Below are 23,818 nucleotides of genomic sequence, written 5' to 3' on the forward strand. Positions count from 1 at the left end.
TCAGCGGGTCTCCTAGCTTGGACAGTTTGCTTTCACGTTCTTCGGCGGCGAACAGGCTCTTCATGGGTGTGTCTCGGTCAGGGGGCAGGTCAGATCATGCCAGAACGGGAGGTTTCTGGAAGTCCCCTTATAGCCGGCGTCCTGGAACGCCTGCGCCTCGGCGGCGGCGCGCTGGTATTCGGCCAGGCGCAGCTCGCTGCCCAAAGCCTCATTGCGCGCGACATCAGTGGCGATATCGATATCTCGCAGTAGTTGTTCTTGTAACTCCCCTAGCACAAACTGCGGCTCCGGTTGATTACCTTGCTGCAACCAGAGTTCATATTCATCCCACCAGCGGTGCCCTTTAGGGATATACGCCCCATCGACAACTCGAATCACTCCATCCGGCTGCTTGGTTAAACGATACATGGCATTCACCTTCACTCCCCCTATAGATTCATTAAATCTCAGCATCCGCCACCCAGTGACATGCAACCCAAGTAATACTTGAGCCAGTAGGGGGAATCATATTTACAAACTTGGTAGAACTACTCTTAGCTGCGGGAATCACGCCATTTCCATTACTCGTAGCCATTCTATCAACCGCACCCAAACCGTCATAAATCACAATAGCCGGCTCAATCCGTTTCTCTACCATAAACGGAATGGTCATATTAATTTGCTTATCACCAGAAGTGCCGACATTCAAATGAAACATCTTGCTGAAGATAGCCGGTGCGAAAGCAGAATCGGCTCCATAGTTTTTAGCGGGGAAGTCATTTAGCGGATAGCTTTTCTCAAAATACCGCTGACACAAAGTCAGTTCCTCGCCAAAGCTGCGATACTCAAACGGCGTCGCCACTGGGCTCTCCTCCAACTGCACCTGAGCAATATCGAAAGTGCCGGTTTGCGCGCCGGTAATCGCATTCAAGGCTGGGTAGGCATCGCTGTACGACACCCCAAGAAAAACAGCCAGAGAAGCCTCGTTCCCCGGTTCGCGCCCCTGTAGGCTGGGCGAGGAGAAAGAGAAGACAAAGCGTTGCCAGCGGCTGGTCAGCTCCACTGGAACCGCCTCCAGCGCTCTGATCTTGTCGGATGCGGCTGGCGGTCGTTTCAGCCACTGTTCAACATAGGCCACCATCTTGCGCGGCTGATCCGCCTTGGCCCAGAAGCTCAGCGTCATCCGCTTGCCGGTGAAACGCCGCAGGTTTTCCACCGGCTGGCATACCTGGCAGTACTCGTTGACCTTGCTGGCCGGCGGCTTGCTCAGCGTCAGACGCATGAAGCTCGTCGTCGCCCCCAAGGTTTCGGTCTCGGCGATACTGGCCGCCATTCGCGACAAAGTCGCGCCGCCAAGCGGGCCGCCACCCAAATCCAGAAGCCAACGGTCCACCGAGCCATAACCGCCCACAGTCTGACTGGCGCCGCGCTGCCACACGTCGAACCCCCCATTGATCAGCACATTGCGGCGGTAGGCCTGAGCCGGAAAGGTTTGCAGCGGATGGAAATCCCGTGGCTTGGCATCCCGCTTCGCCAGTTCCTCTGCGATGCGCTGATCCACCGCAGAGCGCGTGGCCAATACCACGCTGGGGTCCACCAGCAGCGTCACCGCCGCAGTGTTGGACACTTCCAGAATCATCCGCACATAAAGCTGCTTGTTGGAGCCAGCCGCCAACAGCGGCTTGTAGCTCTCCGGGAATTTGCCGATGGCGATCAGATCGCCGCGGCTATCGAACAAACCCACCTCGCGGATGTAAAAGCCGCCCACGGTATCCGGCAGCACCGCTTCCGCCACCACCCAGTTGGGATTGTTCGGGTCCACCGCCAAGTGGTTGAGCGCGCCGCGCCAGGTTTCGTGCTTGAGCGCGGTCTGGCTCTCGCTGGGCGTGTAGTAGCCGCCGTTGTCGCCGTCGCCAACCGCCATCTGGCTGATCTGCAGCGGCGCGCCGTTGGCTTGCGCCGCCGCCAGCTTGGCCTTGCCGCTGGCGGTGAGAAGCGTGAAAAACTCATTGGCCATCGATTGCTCCTGGGAAGGGTTCTAGGGATCTCATGCTGTGGGATAAAGCGTGACCGTCTCGACGCTGGCATACGCCAGCGCCACGTTCAAACTGGCGCGCTGTTGCAGTGATTCGGGCTGGAACGGGTAGACCGTGGCCAGCTCGCCCACTTGAGTGGCCAGCGCCAACATTGGCACAGCGCTGCGGTTGCTCAACACCAATGCCAGCCGTTCCAGCACCGAGCGGGCGTTCTTGTATTCGTTGATCATCGCCTCCAGCGCCGTCAGCGTGGCGGCGTCGATGCCGCGCGCGGCCAAGTCGATCCGGATCTTGAAGTGATAAGGTTTTCCGGCGTATTCGAACCATTCGCTGATCTGACCAGACAGCGCCAGCGTGGCCAGCACCTGCTGCAAAGACCAGCGCGTGCCCTTGCTGCGGTGCAGATGGATGGACTGCTTGATCAGCTCGCGCTGCTGGCGTTCGCCCTGGCTCAGCCGCCAGCCCTCGTCGCCGGCGACGTGGAACTGCTCGGCCAGCGCCGGCAGCCAGCCGGCGTCCACCTGGTCCACCAGATAGACCAGCAGGGAGCTCAGATCGGCGTCGCCCAAACGGGTGGTGAGCTGTGCCAGGTGGCCGAAACGCTCGTCGTTGGCCAGGATATTGGGCGCCGCCCCGCTCATAGCCGCAGCTCCGTTTCACGGATCACGCCGTCGGCCAGCCGCCACTGCACGGTGAGCCGCGCGTCGCCGTTGCCGCCTACGCTGTAGAGCACCCGCGCCACGGCGACGCGCGGCTCGCCGTACAAGGGGTGGCTAATCGCCTCCACCGCCTCGCGCACCACATGCGGCCGGGCTCGGTCCACCGGGTAGTCCAGATAACGGAACAAATCGCTGCCAAACTCCGGCCGCAGCGGATCGCTGCCCTTGGGCGTACCCAGGATGATGCGCAAGGCCTGATGGATGTCGTCGAGGTTCTCGACGATGTCAGCGGGGGATGCCTGATCGCGGGCCTGCAAGGCCGGCTGCCAGTGCAAGGAGGAGATGTCGGATATGCGGGTCATGGGCCTATGATGCCGCAAGGCCCGCCGCGGGGCTTTTAAAGCCGGTTAGGGAAACAGTTGAATTACAAGGAGAATTTCGCGTACAACGCCGCATGCGGCGCAAGCCTTGCCACCATGCCTTGACCCTCCGCACCCGGTCGGCAACAATCCCCCCGTTGCCGCCCACATGCGGCACACGGGATTGGCGTCCCGTTATCTACTTACCAATTCTGCTTGCGCGGCATGCCGCGCGAGCTGCTTTACCATGGCCGCGCCATTTGGCAGGCGCATGGTGGGGGAGTGTTATGCACTCGCTGGTTTGGTAAGTAGACCAGTACGCCAATCCTGCCACGCGCCTGCCTAATACCTCAGCCTTCCCCGGCAGGTGGTTTATCTTGTGTCACAGCAGGAGAAACACCATGCAACATCCTCACAAATTCCCCCGTCGTCGCCGCTACAAACTGCACTCGCTGGAGCAGCAGGAAGCCTTGCTCCCCTTTGTTCGTTTGTGCCCCGGCCGCACCTATCGGCATTACTGGCAAATGCCCGCGCCCCGTAAGGATTACCACGCCGACAGCGCGTATGGCCGCGAATGCGCGGCCCACCTGCTGCAATGGATGAAGGACAATCGGGAATACGTCGGCAAGGGCCTGCTCAGTCGCGTGGCGCGCGACATCGATTTTGACGACCGCGATGGTCGCGGCCAGTGGATGGGTTTCTTCAACTATCTGGAAATCATGATGCTGTTGGGTGCAGACCGGGTCCGGGTCTACCGGCATGTGGATAGCCAGCACCAGCTCTACCTGGCGCTGGGTCAGCGGTTTAGCCTGGAAGCACGTTTCCGCCGCATCCGCCTGAGAAACCGCTAAGCGCCTTGCGTGGGTATCGCTGCGCTCCACTCACCCTACGGCGGATGGTTTGTCGGGGTATTTGTAGGGTGGGTGGAGCCGACAGGCGATACCCACCAAACCCCGCCACCAAGGCCCAAGCATCGATCCCATCGCGATTCCGCGTGGGCATCGTCGCTCCATCCACCCTGCGTCATAAGGCTTGTCGGGCGGGTGGCGCCGTCAGAACCTGTTCAAAGTCTGCTGCGCTTCGGCGATACGGCGTTAAAAACAAGCTCAAAATGCTCATGTACCACTTGTACATTCCGCTTTTTCGCTCGTTTTCGCCTTGTCTCGCTCTTGCTCGCGAGTCTTAGAACAGGTTCTCAGACACAGGCCACTGAAACCAAGGCCCCCGCCTGTTCAAACGCCACAGGCCAGGCGTACTTGCTCCAGCAATGCGTCCGCCCGCGCCCAGTCGCTGTAGCGGCTCGGCCGCGCCGCGGCTTCGTAAGCCCTCATTTCCCGCTCAATGTAATCGTGCAGGCCCGGCGTGGCCGGCCCGTATTCGGGCGCGCCGCCAGCGGACTTCAAGGCCAACAGGCCGGCCAATTCGTCACGCAGCCGGGCATCGTCCAAAGTCTGGTCGGCCAGTTCTCCCAGCAGCAGCGGCGGCATGCTGCGCCAGCGCAGCAGCCATTGCGCCGCCAGCAAGGGCCGCAGCACGTATAGGTATTTTTTCAGCCTCAGTTGCTGTTCGCGCTTGCGCCCACGATAGTTCTTGCGCACCGCCGACAGATAATGCCAGTAGGCGGCATCGCCGGCGAAGTGCTCCTGGCCCAGGTTTCGCAACAGCCGGCAGGCCGCCGGATGCTGGCGGTAAACCTGCGGCGAGGCTAGCCACTCCAGCAGCGCGGCATTGCCGCCCAGCGTCAGCCGCAAGGCCTTGCGCAGCTCCCAGCCGCTGATATCCAAACCGTCGGCCAAAGGCAGTTCGATCACGTCGCGCTGGCCGCCGGCCTCGTACCACTCCGCCGCTTGCAGGTAGACGAAGCGCACATCGTAATCGCTGTCCGGCGCGGCGTAGCCCCAACAGCGGCTGCCGCCTTCGGCCGCGTAAAGGATGCGCACGCCGTGCTGCGCCTCCACTTGCTCCAGCCGCGCCAGCGCTAGCCGCCGCGCGGCCTCCGCCGGACGCTCCGCGCGTTCCGGGCGGGCGTGTGCTTCCGTCGACACTCTTCAACTCTCCCTGTATCGTCGCGGCGCGCCAGGATGTGGCCCGCCGATTGCAAAATTTCCCTTTACCCCATTTAAGCTATTTAATACAAAGGCGGCATGCCGTTGGAAACCGACGTCGCCGGCAGGCCCACACCATAATAACCGGGCCCGGAACCGGCGTCCGCTCGCAACGGCTTTTGGGGAAAAACACATATGAAACGATGGGGACAACCATGATCACCACCATCAAGGGCAAGATTCTGGCCAGTTCCGGCCTGCTGATCCTGATCGGTTTTTGCGTGTTGGCCGGCGTCAATATCTACGCCAGTTATCAGAGCGCGGAGAAGGCGGTACTGGACAACGCCAAGCTGCTGGCCGAAAGCGAGGCCGGCCAGGTGCAGCGCTTGCTGGGCAAGACTTACGATTCGGCTCAGGTCGTGGCCGAATCCGCAGTGGCGGTCAAACACAATCTGCCGCCCAACGCCCGCCAACTAGTATCCGACATCGTTAAGGGCCAATTGCCCAATAACCCGGACGCTGTCGGCTACTGGGCCATCTGGGAGCCCAACGCGCTGGACGGCCGCGATGCGGAGCTGGCCGGCAAGGAGCACAACGACAAAACCGGCCGCAGCGGCGTCTACTGGTATCGCAAGAGCGGCAAGATCGACGTGGTGTGGGGCGGCGAGGGGGTGGACGACAGCGCCTATTACACCGAGCCGCGCAAGACCGGCAAGCCGATGTTGACCGAGCCTTATGTGGACCCCGACATCAAGATCCTGATGGGCACCATTTCCTTTCCCCTTCTGGTCAACGGCAAGGTGCTGGGCGTGGCCGGTTGCGATATCGCGCTGGGTCATTTGCAGGAGCTGGCCGCCAAGGTCAAGCCTTACCAGAGCGGTTTCATGAGCTTGTATTCCAACAGCGGCGTTCAACTGGCCGGCCGCGATCCGGCGTTGAACGGCAAGGCGGACGCCGGCCTGCCGGCGGCGGCCAAGACGGCGATCAAGGGCGGCCAGCCGGCGGAGTACGACAGCGACGACGGCTTCCGCCACTTCATCATGCCCATCACCGTGGGCGAGGCCGGCATGCCGTGGGCGGTGCGCATTTCCATCCCATTGAGCGAGGCGTTCGCCCCAGTACGCGCCGCCAGCTGGCAGTCGGCCTTGATCAGTCTGGGCATTCTGGCTCTGATCCTGCTGCTGCTAGGCGCCACGCTCAGCCAGTTGCTGCGCCCGCTGGGCCGGCTGCAATCGGCAATGAGCGAGCTGGCCTCCGGCAGCGGCGATCTGACCCGCGCGCTGCCCATCGCCAGCCGCGACGAGATCGGCCTGGCCGCCGGCGCCTTCAATACTTTCACCGGCTCGCTGCGCGCGATGATGCTGGACGTGCGCCGCCACGCCGGCGATGTGTTGGGTTCGGTGCGTCAGCTGTCCGGCGATGTGGATCAGATTCGCGGCAGCTCGGCGCGACAGTCCGAGGCGGCCAACGCCACCGCCGCCAGCGTGGAGCAGTTGTCGGTCAGCGTCAGCCACATCGCGGAATCGGCTCGCGTGGCGGAACAGCGTGCGCGCGAGGCGGACACGCTGTCCAGCGAGGCTTCGGCCAATGTCGACGCCACGGTGCGCGAGATCGGCCGCATTTCGCAGACGGTGCGCGAGCTGGCCGAGGTGCTGGGCGGCATGCAGCAACGCTCGGACCAGATCAGCGGCATCGTGTCGGTGATCCGCGACATCGCCGACCAAACCAATCTATTGGCCTTGAACGCGGCGATCGAGGCCGCGCGCGCCGGCGAGATGGGCCGCGGCTTCGCCGTGGTGGCCGATGAAGTGCGCAAGCTGGCCGAGCGCACTTCCCAGGCCACGCTGGAAATCTCCGGCGTGATCCAGACCATGCAGCAGGACACCGCCAAGGCCTCCGACAGCATGGACGGCGCGCTGCGCCAAGTGGACCAGGGGGTAAAGCTGGCCGAGGAATCAGCGCAATCGATCCAGCAGATCAGCGGCCACGCCCAACAAGTGGTGGAATCCGTGGGCGACATCGCCGCTTCCACTTCCGAGCAATCCAGCGCCAGCCAGGAGATCGCCCGCCATATCGAAAACATCCACGGCATGCTGCTGCAAACCGACGAATCCATCAGCCAGGCGCAACAGGCCACCACCTTGCTCGCGCGCTTGGGCGAGGAACTGGATTCGCTGATCGGAAAATTCAAGCTGTAGCCGCGGCTTGGTCGGATTTTTTGATCGACTCTTGCGGTTTTTTGCGCTTTTTTCGCGCCGAGCCTATCCGTATAGTCCGTTCATGGCCGGCCGCCCTCCGCGGCCGGCGTCATCAATCAAGGCCGGCGCGCCGGCAGGAGAACGCAAGATGGATAAATGGATCACATTGCTTGCCCGCGTGCTGCTGGCGCAGGTTTTCTTTCTGGCCGGCATCGGCAAGCTAGGCGCCGGCTACGCCGCCACTCAGGGATATATGGCCGCAATGGGCGTGCCCGGCTTTTTGCTGCCGCTGGTGATCGCTTTGGAAATCGGCGGCGGCTTGGCCTTGGCGCTGGGCGTGAAAGCGCGCTGGGTAGCACTGCTGCTGGCGGGTTTCTCCGTCGCCTCGGCGCTGCTCTTCCACTGGGAGCCGGGCAATAGCCAGCAAATGATCCAGCTGACCAAGAACCTGGCCATGGCGGGCGGCTTGCTGATGGTGTTCGCCCACGGCGCGGGCAAACTGTCCTGGGACGGCCGCAAGGACTGAGAGCCTGCTCAAAATGTGCCGCGCGTCGGCGGGAGAGTGAGGCAAGGGCGTTGAACAGGCTCTGAGGCGGCTTGGACTCTGCACCGGCCCGGGCCGCGACGGCCCGCCCTCCTCTTGCGCGCCGACTCGTGCCACAATGCCGCATTGCATTGAATCGAGCGCGCCATGTCCTTGCACTTCCACGTGATTCCAGTCACGCCGTTTGCCCAGAACTGTTCCATCCTGTGGTGCGACGCCAGCGGTCGCGCCGCGGTGGTGGACGCCGGCGGCGATATCGAGCGCATTGCCGAGTGGATCTCCCGCCAGAACCTGACGGTGGAAAAACTGCTGCTGACCCACGGCCACATCGACCACGCCGGCGGCGCCGCGCGGCTGGCCGAGCAACTGGGCGTCAAGATAGAAGGCCCGCAACGCGCGGAAAGCTTCTGGCTGGACCAGTTGCCCCAGCAAGGCCATATGTTCGGCTTTCCGCGCAGCGAGGCGCTGACGCCGGATCGCTGGCTGGAGGAAGGCGACACCGTCAGCGTGGGCGAGGAAACGCTGAACGTGATCCACTGCCCCGGCCACACGCCGGGCCACGTGGTGTTCCACAGCGCCGGCGCGCGGCTGCTGATCGCCGGCGACGTGCTGTTCCAAGGTTCGATCGGTCGTACCGACTTTCCAATGGGCAATCACCAGCAGTTGATCGACGCCATCCAGCAAAAGCTGTTCCTGTTGCCGGACGACACTACCGTGGTGCCGGGCCATGGTCCTTTGACCACCATAGGCGAGGAAAAGCGCAGCAACCCCTACGTCGCCAACCCTCGCTACCGCTGAGCCCCAATGCCCCCCGAGTTTGAACGCAAGGTGATCGCGCTGCTGCTGGCGCTGCCGCCGGGCCGGGTCACCACCTACGGCGCCTTGGCGGAACAGGCCGGCTACCCTCGCCATTCCCGCCATGTCGGCCGCTTGCTCAGCCACCTGCCGGACGGCGTCAGCGTGCCCTGGTTTCGGGTACTCGGCTCCGGCGGGCGCATCTCGCGGCCCGGCAGCGAGCAGGCCGACTGGCAGCGCTTGCTGCTGGAGGAGGACGGAGTGGAATTGAGCGCGGCCGGCAAGGTGGATTTACGGCGCTACGGTTGGCCGGACACGCATTTTTGTAGCAAAAAACTGTAGTTCCACAACATTTAATGTTTCATGCGAAATATCTACAGCCAAAAATACATCGCATTCACATAAAATGACAAAAATGCGACAAGCACATTGTAAATACTTTGCAAACGAATATTTCTGAGCTAGTCTGCGCCCGCGCCGACAGGTCTGTCCGCGCGCACTACACGCTACACGCACAATATTCTGGTGAAACAATGAAAACTCGCAATCTGCTGCTGGCCCTGGCTCTGGTGGGCGGCTGTACCGTGGCGCAAGCCGGTGATTACTCCTTTGGCAATGTCAGCGCAAACTGGCTGGATTGGTCTAACCGCACCACCGAGCAATCGGGCAAGCGCGATTTCGGCTATCTCGAAGCCGAAGGCGGCATGGGTGGCAACTGGGGCGAACTGTACGGCTTCTTCGACCTGGAAAACCCGGGCAAAGGCAACAACGGCACCGGCACCAAGGACCGTCGCTACACCACCAAGGTGGTTGCCCGCTACAACATGACCCAGATCGGCAATGTTCCGGTTCAACTGTACGGCCACGTTTACGACACCCGCGGCAACGAGTTCTTCACCCAAAACCGCGTTCTGGGCTTGGGCACCAGCCTGAGCTTCGGCAACCTGACCATCAAGCCGTTCATCGGCGTGCACAACGAACTGGACTCCTTCGGCATCGGTTCCGGCTACAACGGTTACATGGCCGGCTACGTCATGATGTACCCGTTCCAAGCCTTCGGCCAAGACTTGATGATTACTCAATGGCATGAGACCGAGCTGAACCGTCAGGACAAGTTCACCAATCCGTACATCCGCAAAACCGGTCAGAACGGCGCGCTGGCATTGTGGTGGACCCCGGTCAAAGCGATCACCACCGGCATCCAATACCGTTACGCTGATCAGAAACTGGGTTCCAAGGCTTACCAGAACGCTGTGATCTACTCGATCAAGTACAACTTCAAGTAAGCGTTACCGCTACTTGCAAGCAACGCCGCCCGGTTTGTCCCGGCGGCGTTTTCATTTGGCGCTTCCCATATATACCCTCAACTGTCCATCGCGTCGATTGACACCTTACTTACTAGTAAGTATCTTCAACGCCAACACTGGCAAGTCCAAGCAATCAAACACTTGCCCGCCGCGCTGGCGCCGGACGGCGGCCGCGGCCACAATGATCTGCGCGAGAAATCTACACGAGGACGAAAACATGACGGCATACCCGCACCTGCTGGCTCCGCTGGACCTGGGCTTCACCACGCTGAAAAACCGCGTGCTGATGGGCTCGATGCACACCGGCCTGGAAGAAGCCCCGCAAGGCTTTGAGAAAATGGCGGCCTTTTACGCGGAGCGCGCCCGCGGCGGCGTGGGTCTGATCGTTACCGGCGGCGTCGGCCCGAATCCGGAAGGCTGTGTCGCCGAGGGCGCCTCGATGCTGGCCGACGAGGCCGAGGTCCCTCACCACAAGCTGGTTACCGACGCGGTGCACGCCGCCGGCGGCAAGATCGCGCTGCAAATCCTGCACTCCGGCCGCTACAGCTTCCAGGAAAAATGCGTGTCCGCCTCGCCGCTGATCGCGCCGATCAACTTCTACAAGCCGCGCGAGTTGTCCGACGCCGACATCTGGCAAACCATCTCCGACTTCGCCCGCTGCGCGCGGTTGGCGCAGCAGGCCGGTTACGACGGCGTGGAAGTAATGGGCTCGGAAGGCTATCTGATCAACCAGTTCATCGCCCGCGCCACCAATAAGCGCAGCGACGACTGGGGCGGAAGCTTTGAAAACCGCATCCGCTTCGCCATTGAAACCGTGAAAGCGGTGCGCGCCGCGGTGGGCAGCGATTTCATCATCATCTACCGGTTGTCCATGCTGGACCTGGTGCAGGACGGCAGCTCCTGGGACGAAGTAGCGCAATTGGCCGGCAAGATCGAAAAGGCCGGCGCCACGCTGATCAACACCGGCATCGGCTGGCACGAGGCGCGGGTGCCCACCATCGCCACCATGGTGCCGCGCGGCGGCTTCGCCTGGGTCACCAAGAAGCTGATGGGCAAGGTGAAGATTCCGCTGATCACCACCAACCGCATCAACACGCCGGAAGTGGCCGAGGAGATCCTGGCCGGCGGCTGTGCCGATATGGTGTCGATGGCGCGCCCCTTCCTGGCGGACCCGGACTTCGTCAACAAGGCCGCCGCCGGCCGCGGCGACGAAATCAACACCTGTATCGGCTGCAACCAAGCCTGTCTGGACCACATCTTCCAGGGCAAGCTGACCAGCTGCCTGGTCAATCCGCGCGCCTGCCGCGAAACCGAGCTGAACTACGAGAAAACCCCTCAGGCCAAAAAACTGGCGGTCGTCGGCGCCGGTCCGGCCGGCCTGGCCTTCGCCACCGTGGCGGCGGAGCGCGGCCATCAAGTGACGCTGTTCGACGCCGCGGCGGAAATCGGCGGCCAGTTCAATGTGGCCAAGCGCATCCCCGGCAAGGAAGAGTTCTACGAAACCCTGCGTTACTTCAAGCGCAAGCTGGAGCAGACCGGGGTGGAACAGCGGCTGAACACCCGCGTGGCGGCGGCGGATCTCGCCGGTTTTGACGAGGTGGTGCTGGCCACAGGCATCGCCCCGCGCACGCCGGAGATTCCCGGCGTGAACCACCCCAAAGTGCTCAACTACCTGGACGTGCTCAAGCACGGCAAACCGGTGGGCAAGCGTGTCGCCATCATCGGCGCCGGCGGCATCGGCTTCGACACCGCGGAATTCCTGACCCACGAGGGCAAGTCCAGCTCGCTGGACGCCGCCGCCTTCATGCGCGAATGGGGCGTGGACATGGCGGTGGAGCATCCGGGCGGCCTCAGCCCTCAAGGACCGCAGCCGCACCCCAGCCCGCGCGAGGTGTACCTGTTGCAGCGCAAAACCAGCAAGGTGGGCGAAGGACTGGGCAAGACCACCGGCTGGATTCACCGCGCCAGCCTCCAGATGAAGCGGGTGCGCATGCTGTCCGGCGTTAGCTACGACAAAATAGACGACGCCGGCCTGCACATCACGGTCAAAGGCGAAGCCCAACTGCTGCCGGTGGACAATGTGATCATCTGCGCCGGCCAGGATCCGCTGCGCGAACTGCAGGCGCCCTTGCAGGCCGCCGGCAAAAGCGTGCACCTGATAGGCGGCGCCGACGTGGCGGCAGAACTGGACGCCAAACGGGCGATTGATCAAGGCTCGCGCCTCGCCGCCAGCATCTGATTTCCACCCGCCCTCTCGCCGGCCGGCCATGCCGTAAAGACATGACCGCCGGACTGTCGTAAACAGGCCCTCAGGCCCGGCACCGCCGGGTCTGTTTGCCGTCCCCGCCGCTCCCGCCCGCGCTTTTCCGCGCAAAACACCGTCCTTTAGTACAGATTTGCCCTGATCAAACGTTTTAGCTCTTGTTTGGCGTTCATTAATTTGTCATCGTTGCGGCCATCAAATTAATTCATATATATGACCATATGACTGACATGCGTCAGGCGGACCTTCGCCTGCCCCTGTACCAGCAAGTGCGCGACGCTTTGGCGCGCGACATCGCCAACCGGGTGTGGAAACCCGGCGAGGCCATCCCCACCGAAGCGGAGCTGGTGGGACGCTTCCACACCTCCATCGGCACCATCCGCAAAGCGGTGGATCAATTGGTGGCCGACGAGATGGTGGAACGCCGCCAAGGCAAAGGCACCTTCATCAAGCCGGCCAACTTCCAATCCTCGCTGCTGCGCTTTTTCCGCTTTCACGACGCGGCGGGCAATTACCGCATCCCTGAAGCGAAGATCCTGCACCGCGAGCAACTGACGCCGCCGCCGGCCATCGCCGACAGCCTGCAACTTTCGCCTGGCGGGCAAGCCATCCACCTAACCCGCTTGCGCTATCTGGACCGCGAGCCCTTGCTGGCCGAATCGATATGGCTGCCGGCAACGCGATTCCAGGCCCTGCTGGCCATCCCCTTGCCCAGCTTCGGCGATCTGCTGTACCCGCTGTACGAGGATTGCTGCCACCAGGTAGTGGCCTCCGCGCGCGAAACCCTGACCGCGGAAGCCATCGCCCCGCCTCACGCCGAACTGCTTCAACTCGCTCCCGGCACCCCGGCCATCGTGCTGGAACGCCTGGCCAAGGCTTACGACGGCAGCCCGCTGGAATGGCGCAGCGTGCGCGGCCGCGCCGACAAATTCCGCTACCAGGCGGACATCCGCTGATTCCACGCCGCCCGCGCCATGGCAGCGGCGCGAGGCGGCGCATCGACAACAAGCAAGAACCATAAAGGGCAGCATCATGTTGCATTGGTATAAGCAGGTCTCGCCGGGTGAACGCAAAACCTTCTGGGGCTGTTTCGGCGGCTGGGCGCTGGACGCGCTGGACGTGCAAATGTTCAGCCTGGCCATTCCGGCACTGATCGCCGCCTTCAGCCTGAGCAAGGCTGAAGCCGGGATGATAGGCAGCGTGACCCTGGTGGCGTCGGCGCTGGGCGGCTGGATCATGGGCGCGGTGTCGGACCGCATCGGCAGAGTGTTGGCGCTGCAAATCACCATTATCTGGTTCTCGCTGTTTACCCTGCTGTCCGGCTTCGCCCAAAGCTACGAACAATTGCTGGTGTTCAAGGCGCTGCAGGGCTTCGGCTTCGGCGGCGAGTGGGCCGCCGGCGCGGTCTTGATGGCGGAGATCATTCGGCCGGAACACCGCGGCAAGGCGATGGCCTCGGTGCAAAGTGCCTGGGCGGTGGGCTGGGGCGCTTCGGTGCTGCTGTACTCGACGATCTTCCTGCTGTTCCCGGCGGAGATCGCCTGGCGCGTGATGTTCGGCATCGGCATCCTGCCGGCCTTCTTCATCATCTATATCCGCCGCCACATCCCGGAGCCGCCGCGCCGCGAACGCCAGGCCGCGCCCACGGTGCCCTTGCTGGATATTTTCAAACCCGACGTGCTGCGCATGACCCTGATCGGCTCTTTGATCGGCGTCGGCGCACACGGCGGCTACGCCGCGCTGATGACCTGGCTGCCGATGTTCCTCAAGACCGAGCGCCACCTGTCCATTCTCGGCACCAGCGGCTATCTGGCGGTGATCATCGTCGCCTTCTGGTGCGGCTGCATGGCCAGCGCCTACCTGCTGGACCGCATCGGCCGCCGCCTCAACCTGCTGCTGTTCTCCGTCTGTTGCGTGGCCACGGTGCTGATCTACGTGTTCGCGCCGCTGAGCAATCCGCTGATGCTGTTCCTGGGCTTTCCGCTGGGCTTCTTCGCCGCCGGCATTCCCTCCAGCCTGGGCGCGCTGTTCAACGAGCTCTACCCCAGCGGCATGCGCGGCGCCGGCGTGGGCTTTTGCTACAACTTCGGCCGCATCCTGTCCGCCGGCTTTCCCTTGCTGGTCGGTTACCTGAGCGACGACTGGACCCTGGGCGCCTCCATCGGCGTCAGCGCCGCGATAGCTTATTCCATCGTCGCGCTGGCCGTGTTTTGCCTGCCGGAAACCAAGGGCAAGCCGCTGAACGACGCGCAGCCGGACCCGCGCGGGCCGGAACCCCGCAACGCCCGCGCTTCGGCCTGAACGGCAGACGCGCCATTTCATTGAAATTGTGAGGTCACCATGGCATTAGACGAAATCGCCAACCAGATCACCGATGACGAGTTCGCCCTGGACACCATCCAGGGAGAGCGAGTCATCATCACCTCGCCCATCATCCTGGGCACAGCCGGCAGCGAATGGGAGGGCTCGCCGATTTTTCGGCGCGAATACCTGCTCGCCCTCCTGTCCCACAGCATCCGGCACAAAGTGCTGAACGCCGCCGACATCGACGCGGCGCTGGACCTGGGCGCGGCGCGCGACGCCGCCTGTCAGGCCTGCGGCTGAACCCGGCGCCGATGATAGACGGACACGCCCATATCTTCCTGCGCCGACAGATCGGCGCCGCCCCGCTGCGCTACAAGCCGTACCGGGACGCGCCCTTGCAGGCCTATCTGGCGCAACTGGACCAGTTCGGCATAGCCGGCGGCGTGCTGGTGCAACCTAGTTTTCTGGGCAACGACAACCGTTATCTGTTGCAGGGCCTTCGCGAGAGCGAGGGTCGGCTGCGCGGCATCGCTGTGATAGCGCCGGAATGCCCGCTGCCGGCCATGCGCGCCATGGACGACGCCGGCGTCGTCGGCCTGCGGCTGAACTTGATTGGCCGGCCGCTGCCGGATCTGAATTCACCGGCGTGGCGCCGCTGTCTGGCGCATGCCGCCAACCTGGACTGGCAAGTGGAGGTGCATCGCGCGGCGCAGGATTGGCCCACCTTGCTGCCGCCATTGCTGGACGCCGGGGTCAAGGTGGTCATCGATCACTTCGGCCGTCCGCACCCGGCGCTGGGCGTGGACGACCCCGGCTTCCGGCGCATGCTGGACGCCGGCGCGGCCAGCGGCCGCATCTGGGTCAAAATCTCCGCGGCCTACCGCAACGGCCTGGCCGGCCGCGGCGAGGACATCGCCCGCGCCGCGCTGCCGCTGCTGGACAGCGCGCTGGGGCCGGGGCGGCTGCTATGGGGCAGCGATTGGCCGCATACTCAGTTCGGCTCCATCCGCTACGCCCGCACCTTGGAACTGCTGGAACAGTGGCTGCCCGATAGGGAGCGCCGCCGGCGCATCACCCACGACACCCCCGCCGAGCTGTTCCGCTTCGATGCGGCTACAGAAAGTGACGATCCTCCGCCAGATGACTGGCCGGACAGCTGAACATCAACACCAGCGGCGCGGCGCCGGTATTGCTGAGTTGATGCTGGGTATTGGCCGGCACCACGAAGGAACTCTGCTCCGCCACGGCCTGGGTCCGCGCCGCTCCGGTAGCCACATCCACCAGTCTCATCTCGCCGCGGCCGCTGACGATATGGTAATGCTCGTCGCCATGGCGATGATAATGTCCATTGATCGCCACGCCGGGAGCGATTTCGGTTAAATAAGTGCTGAAACCGGCATCGCCGGCCAATTTCAGGATCTTGATGCCCACGCTCTTGTCGTAAACGCCATTTTCAAGCTCCAACTTCCAATCAATCACCTTCATGATATTCCTAACAAATAATAAAATCGGACAAAATAACCATTAAACGCCGTCAATTATTTCAAGCCTGCTCGCGTTCCTCTCCATCTCCACGCGATTTAATCCTTTAGTACAGTTAATCAAGGCCAAACGGCCATTCGCATTGACACTATCGAAACAAAAAATCTATAAGTGCCCAGCTTAGAGCCTGTTCAAAGCTTAGCGAACAAGAGCGAGACAAGGCGTTGCCACATGGAAACGCGCGCGCATACAGCGCGCCGCGTTCCAAAACCGGTTTCAACGCCATTCCAAGCATCTCGCCGGCGCGCAGCAAATATTGGACAGCGGCCGACGCAACAGCGAGGCCAAGACAGCGCACCCCGACATGACCAACCTCCGCACCAGGCGCACACTATGGACTATCAGCTCGTCTCCCCTGAACGCTTCTCCGAAGAGCAAAGCGAATTCGTGGCTCAGTTCCGCCAATCCGTCTCCCAGATCTCCGGTCAGACCGACATGATCGTCGGCGCCAAAGACGCCAACTCCCGTCATCTGGCGTCCAGCGACGCCTACGCCAGAATCGTGGCGCTCAAACGCGGAGACGACGTGGTAGACCGTTTGGACAAGGAAATGCCCTGCGAAGGCACCGCCCAGTTCGCCGATTGCTACGTGCAGGAAGATTTGGCGCTGATGCGGACCTGCGACCCGGCACGCAAAGTCTCCATCCTCAACGTGCATGAATACGGGGACGGCCTCAAGGCGCGGGTGTTTTCCAAGCATCTGCTCAAACACGAAGCGACGCGCTCCATCCTGGGCACCATCTATTACGCCCATGAAATTGAAATCGCCAACTTCATCAACCTGATGCCCAATTACATTTTGGAATTTGGCGCCGGCTGCAGCATAGAACAAGTGCAAGGCGAATTGAAACTACTTGATGTGGAATTGACGGAGTACGAACAGGAAGTCTGCTTCCTGATGTTGTTGAACTGGGACTTCAAGCAAATTGCCGACTTCATGAACAAATATCGGCCCAAGCCCAAAACACGGGTGGCGGATTCGATTATCAAGAGCAAGAACTATATTTGCGAAAAACTGGGCTTGCCCACTCAGCGACGCGCTGAATTATGCGATGCGCTGATTGCCGCTGGCATGCACCGAAAAATGCCGACCTCGCTTTTCAGCCGACTGATCGGCTCCAAACAATTGTGATACCCGACTGGGCGTTCTCCATTTTTCTGGAGTTACCCCATAGGCATAAAAACGCTATGCTCTGAGCCTGGAGCGGTAAACCGTGCGACCGGACTGCCATCCCACGCCGGCATCGCCGCTCCAATCACGCGGCAAACCTGAGCGGCTGACGCATCCCGCCGGCTCGCGCCCTCAAGCGCGACGCTGCGGCGCAATATCAAGATGCCGGCCACTCGACAAAAAAATACTTGAAACGCCGCCAGGCCCCCTGCGCAACGCAAATCTCGCCTTCCGCCATGCGCGCCGCCTCAAAGGCCGCGCCGGCAACGCGACGCCAGGGAACCGTCGCGGCGGCCATTTCAGGATCAACGCGGGCCAAAGAGAAACCATGATGCGACAGGAGTCAGCAATGAGCATACGCGCCTTGAATTATGGCAAGCATTCTGCAAGATCCTTAACGGGAATCGCCAGAAACGTGGAGGCCTTCGCGCTGGACACGATAGAAGGCGAACGCGTGATCATCACCCTGCCCGCCATCCAGGGCGAGCAAGGCAGCGAATGGGAAGGTTCCTTGATTTTCCGCCACGACTACTTGCTTGAGCTGTTGGCTTACAGCGTGGAGCACGGCATCATCAAACCCGGCGAGGTCAGCAAGGCTTTGATCGATGGCAGTTCGCGGCCCAGCCAAATCTGAAATCGCGAGCAGGCACCAAGCCTGAAACAGAGCATCGTCAAACCGCCGCGCCATGCGCGGCGGTTTTGCTTTCAGCGGCCGCCCCGGCGGCATATTTCCGCCAGTTCCAGAGCCGCTCCGGCCGGATCCGCCGCGCCGAACACACCGCCTATCACCGCGATCGCGTCCGCGCCGGCCGCCAGCGCCTGTCCGGCGTTGGCGGCATCAATGCCTCCTATCGCCACAAGGGGCGCGCCCAAGCCCCGCGCCTCGGCGAACAGCCCCAGCCCCGCGCGCGCCGCGTCCGGCTTTGTGCCGGACGGAAACACCGCGCCGAAGGCAACGTAACTGGCGCCGGCCGCCACCGCCCGCCGCGCTCGCTCCAGGCTGTCGTAGCAAGACGCGCCTATCAACGCGCTGGCGCCCAAGCGCCGCCGCGCCGCGCTCAAGGCGGCGTCGTCGCGGCCCAGATGCACGCCGTCCGCCCCGACGCGCGCCGCCAGCTCCACGTCGTCGTTAACGATGAAAACCACGTCGTGACGCCGACACAGTTCTGCCAGCGCCTGCGCCTGCTCCAGACGCAAAACCGCGTCCTCGCTCTTGTTGCGGTATTGCAGGATGTCGATGTGCGGCGCCGCCGCCTGCGCCAGGCTCAGCAGCCGCGCGCTGTCCTCGGTGTCCGGCGTGATCGCGTACAGCCCCTTAAGCCTGGCCGGCATCGTCGTCCTCGTCGTCGCCGCGCGCCCAGAACATGCAGTCCGGCAAGAACTGGCCCATGCCGGGCCGAAAACCGTTCAACAAGGCCTGGTAAGTGTATTCCTGCGCCTCCCTCACCGCTTCCGGCAACAACAGGCCAGTGGCCAACATGCCGGCGATGGCCGAGGCCAGCGTGCAGCCGGAACCATGATAACTGCCGGGCAAGCGTTCCCAGGTGTCGGAGCGCACCAGGCCGCCGGGCCCGTACAGCTGGTTGACCACTTCCTTGGTGTTTTCGTGAGTGCCGGTGATCAGCAAATGCGGGCAGCCCAGCGCCAGGATGCGTTGCGCGCACTGCTCCAGCGTCAGGTCCTCGTCCTCGTCGGCGTCATTGCTGGCGATGCGCCGCACTTCAATGCTGTTGGGCGTCAGGATGGACACCTGCGGAATCAACATGTCGCGCATCGCCGCGATCAAGTCCTCGTCGGCCAGCTCGTGGCCGCCGCCGCTGGCCAGCACCGGATCCAACACCACCGGGATGTCAGGGTAGTCGGCAATCAGCTGCGCCACCACCGCCACGTTCTCCACACTGCCCAGCATGCCTATCTTGAAAGCGGTGACCGGGATGTCTTCCATCAGAAAACGCGCCTGGTCATTGACCCAGTCCGCGTCCAGCACCATAAAGTCATTGATGCCGACGGTATCCTGCACCGTGATCGCGGTGATCACCGACAAAGGGTGGCATCCCAGGCTGGCCAGCGTCAGAATGTCGGCCTGGATGCCAGCGCCGCCGGAAGGGTCCGAGCCCGCCAGGGTGAGGACCACGGGAGGAGTGGGCTGAGTGGTCAAGACTGAAACCTCTTCGTTCTGTATAGGGTCGGAGCGGCCGGCGGGCGCATTGTCAGTGTCGCGGACCACTCTTAGAATAACTGTTTTACTCGATCACAAGGTGATGCGATGCGTACTTGGATGTGTCTGATTTGCGGCTTTATCTACGACGAGGAAGCCGGCCGTCCGGAGGATGGTATCCCGCCGGGCACCAAGTGGGAAGACATTCCGCCCAACTGGACCTGCCCGGACTGCGACGCGCGCAAGGACGATTTCGAAATGGTGGAAATCTGAGCCGGCGCAACCCGCGCCCGCCGCGATATCCCGCCGCGCCGCCGCTCGCCTGTCAGGCGACGCCTGGCGCTCAAGAGGCCATACCGCAATGAAAAGTTTCTGGAGCAAAACCCTGGCCGGCCTGCTGGCCGCAGCCGCCCTCGCCGGCTGTGCCCAGGTCAACACCACCCAGGGCGGCGCCGTCGGCGTCAGCCGCGGCCAAACCATGCTGCTGTCCAGCCAGGAAGTGGAGCAGATGTCGGCCAAGTCCTACGCCCAGCAATTGGGCAAGGCGCGCGCCGCCGGCCAGCTCAACGCCGACGCGGCGATGACGGCGCGGGTGCGCAAGATCTCCCAGCGCCTGATCGCTCAGGCGCCGGTGTTCCGCCCCGACGCCGCCAAATGGCGATGGGAAGTCAATGTGATGCGCAATGACGAGCCCAACGCCTACGCGATGGCCGGCGGCAAGATCATGGTCTACTCCGGCCTGATCACCAAGCTCAAGCTGAGCGACGCCGAACTGGCCGCCGTCATCGGCCACGAAATCTCGCACGCGCTGCGCGAGCACTCGCGCGAAAGCATGAGCCAGGCTTACGCGCAGCAAGTGGGCCTGTCGCTGGTGGGCGCTGTCGCCGGCCTCAAACAGAACCAGATGGACATGGCCTCGATGGCCGCCGACGTGGCGCTGTCAAAACCCAACAGCCGCACCATGGAATCCGAAGCCGACATCATGGGCCTGGAATTGATGGCGCGCGCCGGCTACGACCCCAACGCCGCGGTGAATGTCTGGAACAAGATGATGGCGGCCGGCAATAGCGGCGGCGCGGAATTCCTGTCCACCCACCCGTCCGGCCCCACCCGCATCCGCGACCTGCAACAGCGCATCCCGCAAGTGATGCCGCTGTACCAGGCGGCTAAGAAAGCCTGAACATGGCCTTGCGCAAAGAAGACGTGGACGCGCTGCTGGCCCGGGCCTGCGCCTTGCCGGGCGCCGAGTTCGACATCAAGTGGGAAACCCGGCGCGTGCTCAGCCTGGAACGCAAGATGTTCGCCCTGTTCCACGAGGACAACGTGATGTACAAAGTGGCCGCCGACGATTTTCTGGTCCTCAGCGGCCTGCCCGGCGTGCGGCCGGCGCCGTATCTGGCGCGGGCGCGCTGGATAGAAGTGGCGTCGCTGGAAGCCTTGAACCTGGAACAACTGCACGCCGGCATCGCCGACGCGCGCCGGCTGGTGCTGGCCAAGCTGCCCAAGGCCGTCAGACAACGCTACGAGGCCTCGGCGTGAACGCCGCCGGCCAAGCCCTGCCCCGCACCGCGCATCGGTCCGCGGCGGCCCCCGCCTCAACGACAAGGACATCGTGAGCTACCTCTACCTCAAAGCCTTCCACGTTTTTTTCGTGGTGTCCTGGTTCGCCGGGCTGTTCTACTTGCCTCGCCTCTACGTCAATCTGGCGCTGGCGGAACAAGACGCCGAATATCAACGCCTGCTGCTGATGGCGCGCAAGCTGTACCGCTTCATGACCCCGTTGGGCGTTCTGGCGCTGGCCACCGGCCTCGGGCTGTGGCTGGGCTTCGGCATAGGCGGCGGCTGGCTGCACGCCAAGCTGACCCTGGTCTTGCTGTTGGTCGGCTATCACGGCTGGTGCGGCAAGCTCTACCGCGACTTCGCCGCCAAAACCAACCGCCGCGGCCACCGCTGGTTCCGCGTGTTCAACGAACTGCCGGTGCTGGTATTGCTGGCGGTGGTGATCCTGGTGGTGGTCAAACCCTTCTGAGGAGATCGACGCATGCGCAAATGGATTGCATTGTGGCTGGGCTGTCTGCCCGCCTGGGCCGCCACTCCGCTACCGTCCAAACCGGCGCTGCCGCCGGAAGTGGTGGCCACGCTGCGCCGCGACGGCGCGGAACTGCTGCGGCTGCCGATGTGCGTGGACGCCAAGGGCGCCTTCTCCGGCCAGCGCGAGGTGGGCGACGCCCTGCTCAGCGTTGGCGGCACCATCGCCGCGGCGCGCGCCCAACACAAGCCGCTGCTGAGCGCCAACGCCAGCTGGAGCGACCAGGACGGTAAACGCGTGGTCAGCGCCCAGACCCTGATCGGCGCTCAGCCGGAACTGGTGGGCAGCTGGCCCCAACGCGCCACACCTTACGGCCAGAGCAGCGGCGTGGTGCCCCAGCAAAGCAGCCTGTCGCTGTATCTGCAAATCTCGCCGCGGGCTGAGGCCTGCGGCAAACCCAAGGGCGAACAGATCGCCCACTAGGAGTACGTACTAAGATGGCTGTGGAAATCGAACGCCGCTTCATCGTCGTCGGCGATGCCTGGCGCGGTCTGGCCCCCGGCGTGCAATACCGCCAGGGTTATCTATCGGTGGAAAAAGAGCGCACCGTGCGCGTGCGCGTGGTCGGCGATCAGGCCTGGCTGACGTTGAAAAGCAATATCAGCAACGTCAGCCGCCACGAATTCGAATACCCAGTGCCGCTGGCCGACGCGCAAACCATCATGGGGGCGATGTGTCCGATGGTGGTGGACAAGCTGCGCCACCGCATCGAACACGGCGGCTTCATCTGGGAAGTGGACGAGTTCTTCGGCGACAACGCCGGACTGGTGCTGGCGGAAATCGAGCTGCCGGATGAGAGCACTCCCTTCGACAAGCCCGCTTGGATAGGCGAGGAAGTTACCGAGGACGGCCGCTACACCAACGCCTATCTATCCAAGACCCCCTATAGCCGCTGGTAGCCTCCCCCAAGCTTATCCACAGCACTCAGGCCGAGGTTTGACTTATCCACACCCTCCCGCCGTCGGCCTCGGTTAAAATGGCGGCTAAGCACGGGCTCCGCGCCCGTCCCAATCCGAACCTACATCCGCGGCCGCGGCCGCCCACAAGGAAACGCACATGTCCCGCAATCTGGAGCTGTTTGAACGTGGCAAGAAATCCATCCCCGGCGGCGTCAACTCGCCGGTGCGGGCCTTCGGCCAGGTCGGCGGCACGCCGCGCTTCGTCAAGCGCGCCGAAGGCGCCTATTTCTGGGACGCCGACGACAAACAGTATTTGGACTACGTCGGCTCCTGGGGTCCGGCCATCGTCGGCCACGCCCACCCGGACGTGGTGCGCGCGGTGCAGGAAGCGGCCGTCGGCGGCCTGTCCTTCGGCGCGCCCACCGAGGGCGAGGTACTTATCGCCGAAGAAATCCGCAAGCTGCTGCCTTCAATCGAACAAGTGCGTCTGGTGTCCTCCGGCACCGAGGCCACCATGTCGGCGATCCGCCTGGCGCGCGGCTTCACCGGGCGCGACCTGATCGTCAAGTTCGAAGGCTGCTACCACGGCCACTCCGACAGCCTGTTGGTGAAGGCCGGCTCCGGCCTGCTCACCTTCGGCAACCCATCCTCCGGCGGCGTGCCGACCGATTGCACCAAGCACACCCTGGTGCTGCAGTACAACGACGTTGAACAACTGGACAAGACCTTCCGCGAAATCGGCGGCCAGATCGCCTGCGTCATCCTGGAACCCATCGCCGGCAATATGAATTTGATCCAGCCATCGACCGAGTTCGTCCAGGCGCTGCGCAGCCTGACCGAACAACACGGCTCGGTGCTGATCTACGACGAAGTGATGACCGGTTTCCGCGTGGCGCTGAACTGCGCCCAGGGCCTGCACGGCGTCAAGCCGGACCTGACCACGCTGGGCAAGGTGGTGGGCGGCGGCATGCCGCTGGCGGCCTTTGGCGGCCGCGCCGACATCATGGCCTGCATCGCGCCGCTGGGCAACGTCTACCAGGCCGGCACCCTGTCCGGCAATCCGCTGTCGGTGGCCGCCGGCCTCGCCACCCTCAAGCTGATCCAGCAGCCGGGCTTCCATGAAACGCTGGGCCGCCGCACCGCGCGCCTGGCCCAGGGCCTGGCCGACGCCGCGCGCGCAGCCGGCGTGACCATGAGCAGCGACAGCGTCGGCGGCATGTTCGGCTTCTACTTCAGCGAGCAAGCGCCCAAGTCCTACGCCGAAGCCACCCGCTGCGACATTGAACGCTTCAAGCGCTTCTTCCACGCGATGCTGGACGAGGGCGTCTACCTGGCGCCGTCCGCCTACGAAGCCGGCTTCGTCTCCAGCGCCCACAGCGACGACATCATCGAGCAGACCCTGGCCGCCGCAGCCCGCGCGCTGAGCCGCGTCTAAGCCTGAACGCCGCCGCCTCCGCGCGGCGGCGCCTTC

At 63.3% G+C, this 23,818-nt stretch carries 28 protein-coding genes; 20 read left to right on the forward strand and 8 right to left on the reverse strand.

Going from position 1 to position 23,818, the window contains the following annotated elements; translation table 11 throughout:
• Positions 1 to 60: 60 nt before the first annotated feature.
• From B0T39_RS16870 to B0T39_RS16885, 4 genes are read right to left on the reverse strand one after another with little or no spacing between them, the layout of a single operon-like run.
• On the reverse strand, positions 61 to 408 hold the full coding sequence (locus B0T39_RS16870; protein WP_081548612.1) for a hypothetical protein: 348 nt from the start codon (positions 406 to 408) through the stop codon (positions 61 to 63).
• Positions 409 to 439: 31 nt separating this feature from the next.
• Positions 440 to 1,996, reverse strand: coding sequence for a phage tail protein (locus B0T39_RS16875; protein WP_081548614.1), 1,557 nt, complete (start codon positions 1,994 to 1,996; stop codon positions 440 to 442).
• 30 nt (positions 1,997 to 2,026) lie between these two features.
• Entirely contained in the window at positions 2,027 to 2,656 is a 630-nt protein-coding gene (locus B0T39_RS16880) for a phage tail protein I (RefSeq protein ID WP_081548616.1), read from the reverse strand.
• Positions 2,653 to 3,036 carry a GPW/gp25 family protein gene (locus B0T39_RS16885; protein ID WP_043589406.1) on the reverse strand — a complete coding sequence of 128 codons (384 nt, stop codon included), beginning with the start codon at positions 3,034 to 3,036 and terminating at the stop codon, positions 2,653 to 2,655. Before B0T39_RS16885 ends, B0T39_RS16880 begins: the two co-directional genes overlap by 4 nt.
• Positions 3,037 to 3,434: 398 nt before the next feature.
• Here B0T39_RS16885 and B0T39_RS16890 point away from each other — a divergent pair, with 398 nt between their 5' ends.
• Positions 3,435 to 3,884 (forward strand): hypothetical protein, encoded by a 450-nt coding sequence (locus B0T39_RS16890; RefSeq protein ID WP_081548618.1) that lies wholly within the window; start codon positions 3,435 to 3,437, stop codon positions 3,882 to 3,884.
• A 381-nt stretch (positions 3,885 to 4,265) separates the two neighbouring features.
• Here B0T39_RS16890 and B0T39_RS16895 read toward each other — a convergent pair whose 3' ends face one another.
• Complete coding sequence (locus B0T39_RS16895) at positions 4,266 to 5,078, reverse strand: nucleotidyltransferase domain-containing protein (protein ID WP_081548620.1); 813 nt, start codon at positions 5,076 to 5,078, stop codon at positions 4,266 to 4,268.
• Between the two features lie 215 nt (positions 5,079 to 5,293).
• On the opposite strand from B0T39_RS16895, the gene B0T39_RS16900 reads away from it, so the two are divergent.
• The 10 genes from B0T39_RS16900 (at position 5,294) to B0T39_RS16945 (ending at position 15,649) form a co-directional block, all read left to right on the forward strand.
• Complete coding sequence (locus B0T39_RS16900; RefSeq protein WP_176219586.1) at positions 5,294 to 7,276, forward strand: methyl-accepting chemotaxis protein; 1,983 nt, start codon at positions 5,294 to 5,296, stop codon at positions 7,274 to 7,276.
• Positions 7,277 to 7,424: 148 nt separating this feature from the next.
• Positions 7,425 to 7,802 carry a DoxX family protein gene (locus B0T39_RS16905; RefSeq protein WP_081548624.1) on the forward strand — a complete coding sequence of 126 codons (378 nt, stop codon included), beginning with the start codon at positions 7,425 to 7,427 and terminating at the stop codon, positions 7,800 to 7,802.
• 165 nt (positions 7,803 to 7,967) lie between these two features.
• Entirely contained in the window at positions 7,968 to 8,618 is a 651-nt protein-coding gene (locus B0T39_RS16910; protein ID WP_081548626.1) for an MBL fold metallo-hydrolase, read from the forward strand.
• Positions 8,619 to 8,624: 6 nt separating this feature from the next.
• Entirely contained in the window at positions 8,625 to 8,957 is a 333-nt protein-coding gene (locus tag B0T39_RS16915; protein ID WP_081548628.1) for an MGMT family protein, read from the forward strand.
• 191 nt (positions 8,958 to 9,148) lie between these two features.
• Entirely contained in the window at positions 9,149 to 9,901 is a 753-nt protein-coding gene (locus B0T39_RS16920) for an outer membrane protein OmpK (protein ID WP_081548629.1), read from the forward strand.
• A gap of 238 nt (positions 9,902 to 10,139) precedes the next feature.
• On the forward strand, positions 10,140 to 12,161 hold the full coding sequence (locus B0T39_RS16925; protein WP_081548631.1) for an NADPH-dependent 2,4-dienoyl-CoA reductase: 2,022 nt from the start codon (positions 10,140 to 10,142) through the stop codon (positions 12,159 to 12,161).
• A gap of 245 nt (positions 12,162 to 12,406) precedes the next feature.
• The gene (locus tag B0T39_RS16930) at positions 12,407 to 13,141 is read left to right on the forward strand and encodes a GntR family transcriptional regulator (RefSeq protein WP_196783821.1); all 735 of its coding nucleotides are present in this window, start codon (positions 12,407 to 12,409) and stop codon (positions 13,139 to 13,141) included.
• A gap of 76 nt (positions 13,142 to 13,217) precedes the next feature.
• Positions 13,218 to 14,486: an MFS transporter gene (locus tag B0T39_RS16935; RefSeq protein ID WP_081548633.1), complete on the forward strand. Its 1,269-nt coding sequence runs from the start codon at positions 13,218 to 13,220 to the stop codon at positions 14,484 to 14,486.
• A gap of 39 nt (positions 14,487 to 14,525) precedes the next feature.
• Positions 14,526 to 14,789, forward strand: a complete 264-nt coding sequence (locus B0T39_RS16940; protein ID WP_081548635.1) for a hypothetical protein — start codon at positions 14,526 to 14,528, stop codon at positions 14,787 to 14,789.
• Positions 14,790 to 14,800: 11 nt separating this feature from the next.
• Positions 14,801 to 15,649, forward strand: coding sequence for an amidohydrolase family protein (locus B0T39_RS16945; RefSeq protein WP_081548637.1), 849 nt, complete (start codon positions 14,801 to 14,803; stop codon positions 15,647 to 15,649).
• Here B0T39_RS16945 and B0T39_RS16950 read toward each other — a convergent pair.
• Entirely contained in the window at positions 15,603 to 15,974 is a 372-nt protein-coding gene (locus B0T39_RS16950; RefSeq protein ID WP_081548639.1) for a cupin domain-containing protein, read from the reverse strand. The two genes, B0T39_RS16945 and B0T39_RS16950, sit on opposite strands and share 47 nt — an antisense overlap.
• 390 nt (positions 15,975 to 16,364) lie before the next feature.
• Between B0T39_RS16950 and B0T39_RS16955 the strand changes: the two genes are divergently transcribed.
• Both B0T39_RS16955 and B0T39_RS16960 read left to right on the forward strand, forming a co-directional pair.
• Complete coding sequence (locus B0T39_RS16955; protein WP_081548641.1) at positions 16,365 to 17,162, forward strand: hypothetical protein; 798 nt, start codon at positions 16,365 to 16,367, stop codon at positions 17,160 to 17,162.
• Positions 17,163 to 17,550: 388 nt separating this feature from the next.
• A complete protein-coding gene (locus tag B0T39_RS16960) occupies positions 17,551 to 17,835 on the forward strand; it encodes a hypothetical protein (RefSeq protein WP_141111273.1) in 285 nt (94 codons plus the stop codon).
• Between the two features lie 71 nt (positions 17,836 to 17,906).
• Here the strand turns inward: B0T39_RS16960 and thiE are convergent, their stop codons facing one another.
• Together thiE and thiD are read right to left on the reverse strand one after the other, a co-directional pair.
• Complete coding sequence (thiE, locus tag B0T39_RS16965; protein ID WP_081548645.1) at positions 17,907 to 18,533, reverse strand: thiamine phosphate synthase; 627 nt, start codon at positions 18,531 to 18,533, stop codon at positions 17,907 to 17,909.
• Positions 18,517 to 19,359, reverse strand: coding sequence for a bifunctional hydroxymethylpyrimidine kinase/phosphomethylpyrimidine kinase (thiD, locus tag B0T39_RS16970; protein ID WP_081548647.1), 843 nt, complete (start codon positions 19,357 to 19,359; stop codon positions 18,517 to 18,519). Before thiD ends, thiE begins: the two co-directional genes overlap by 17 nt.
• Before the next feature lie 108 nt (positions 19,360 to 19,467).
• Between thiD and B0T39_RS16975 the strand changes: the two genes are divergently transcribed.
• From B0T39_RS16975 to hemL, 7 genes are all read left to right on the forward strand, one after another.
• The gene (locus B0T39_RS16975) at positions 19,468 to 19,632 is read left to right on the forward strand and encodes a rubredoxin (RefSeq protein ID WP_039756174.1); all 165 of its coding nucleotides are present in this window, start codon (positions 19,468 to 19,470) and stop codon (positions 19,630 to 19,632) included.
• Positions 19,633 to 19,720: 88 nt separating this feature from the next.
• The gene (locus B0T39_RS16980) at positions 19,721 to 20,539 is read left to right on the forward strand and encodes a M48 family metallopeptidase (protein ID WP_081548649.1); all 819 of its coding nucleotides are present in this window, start codon (positions 19,721 to 19,723) and stop codon (positions 20,537 to 20,539) included.
• Positions 20,540 to 20,541: 2 nt separating this feature from the next.
• Entirely contained in the window at positions 20,542 to 20,898 is a 357-nt protein-coding gene (locus tag B0T39_RS16985) for an MmcQ/YjbR family DNA-binding protein (protein ID WP_081548651.1), read from the forward strand.
• A gap of 73 nt (positions 20,899 to 20,971) precedes the next feature.
• Positions 20,972 to 21,388 (forward strand): CopD family protein, encoded by a 417-nt coding sequence (locus B0T39_RS16990; protein ID WP_081548653.1) that lies wholly within the window; start codon positions 20,972 to 20,974, stop codon positions 21,386 to 21,388.
• A gap of 12 nt (positions 21,389 to 21,400) precedes the next feature.
• Positions 21,401 to 21,871, forward strand: a complete 471-nt coding sequence (locus B0T39_RS16995) for a hypothetical protein (protein ID WP_081548655.1) — start codon at positions 21,401 to 21,403, stop codon at positions 21,869 to 21,871.
• Between the two features lie 14 nt (positions 21,872 to 21,885).
• Positions 21,886 to 22,347 carry a CYTH domain-containing protein gene (locus B0T39_RS17000; RefSeq protein ID WP_081548657.1) on the forward strand — a complete coding sequence of 154 codons (462 nt, stop codon included), beginning with the start codon at positions 21,886 to 21,888 and terminating at the stop codon, positions 22,345 to 22,347.
• Between the two features lie 157 nt (positions 22,348 to 22,504).
• Positions 22,505 to 23,782, forward strand: a complete 1,278-nt coding sequence (hemL, locus tag B0T39_RS17005; RefSeq protein ID WP_081548659.1) for a glutamate-1-semialdehyde 2,1-aminomutase — start codon at positions 22,505 to 22,507, stop codon at positions 23,780 to 23,782.
• Positions 23,783 to 23,818: the final 36 nt, after the last annotated feature.

Source organism: Chromobacterium haemolyticum (assembly GCF_002081825.1).
In the GTDB taxonomy this organism is placed as follows: Bacteria; Pseudomonadota; Gammaproteobacteria; order Burkholderiales; family Chromobacteriaceae; genus Chromobacterium; species Chromobacterium fluminis.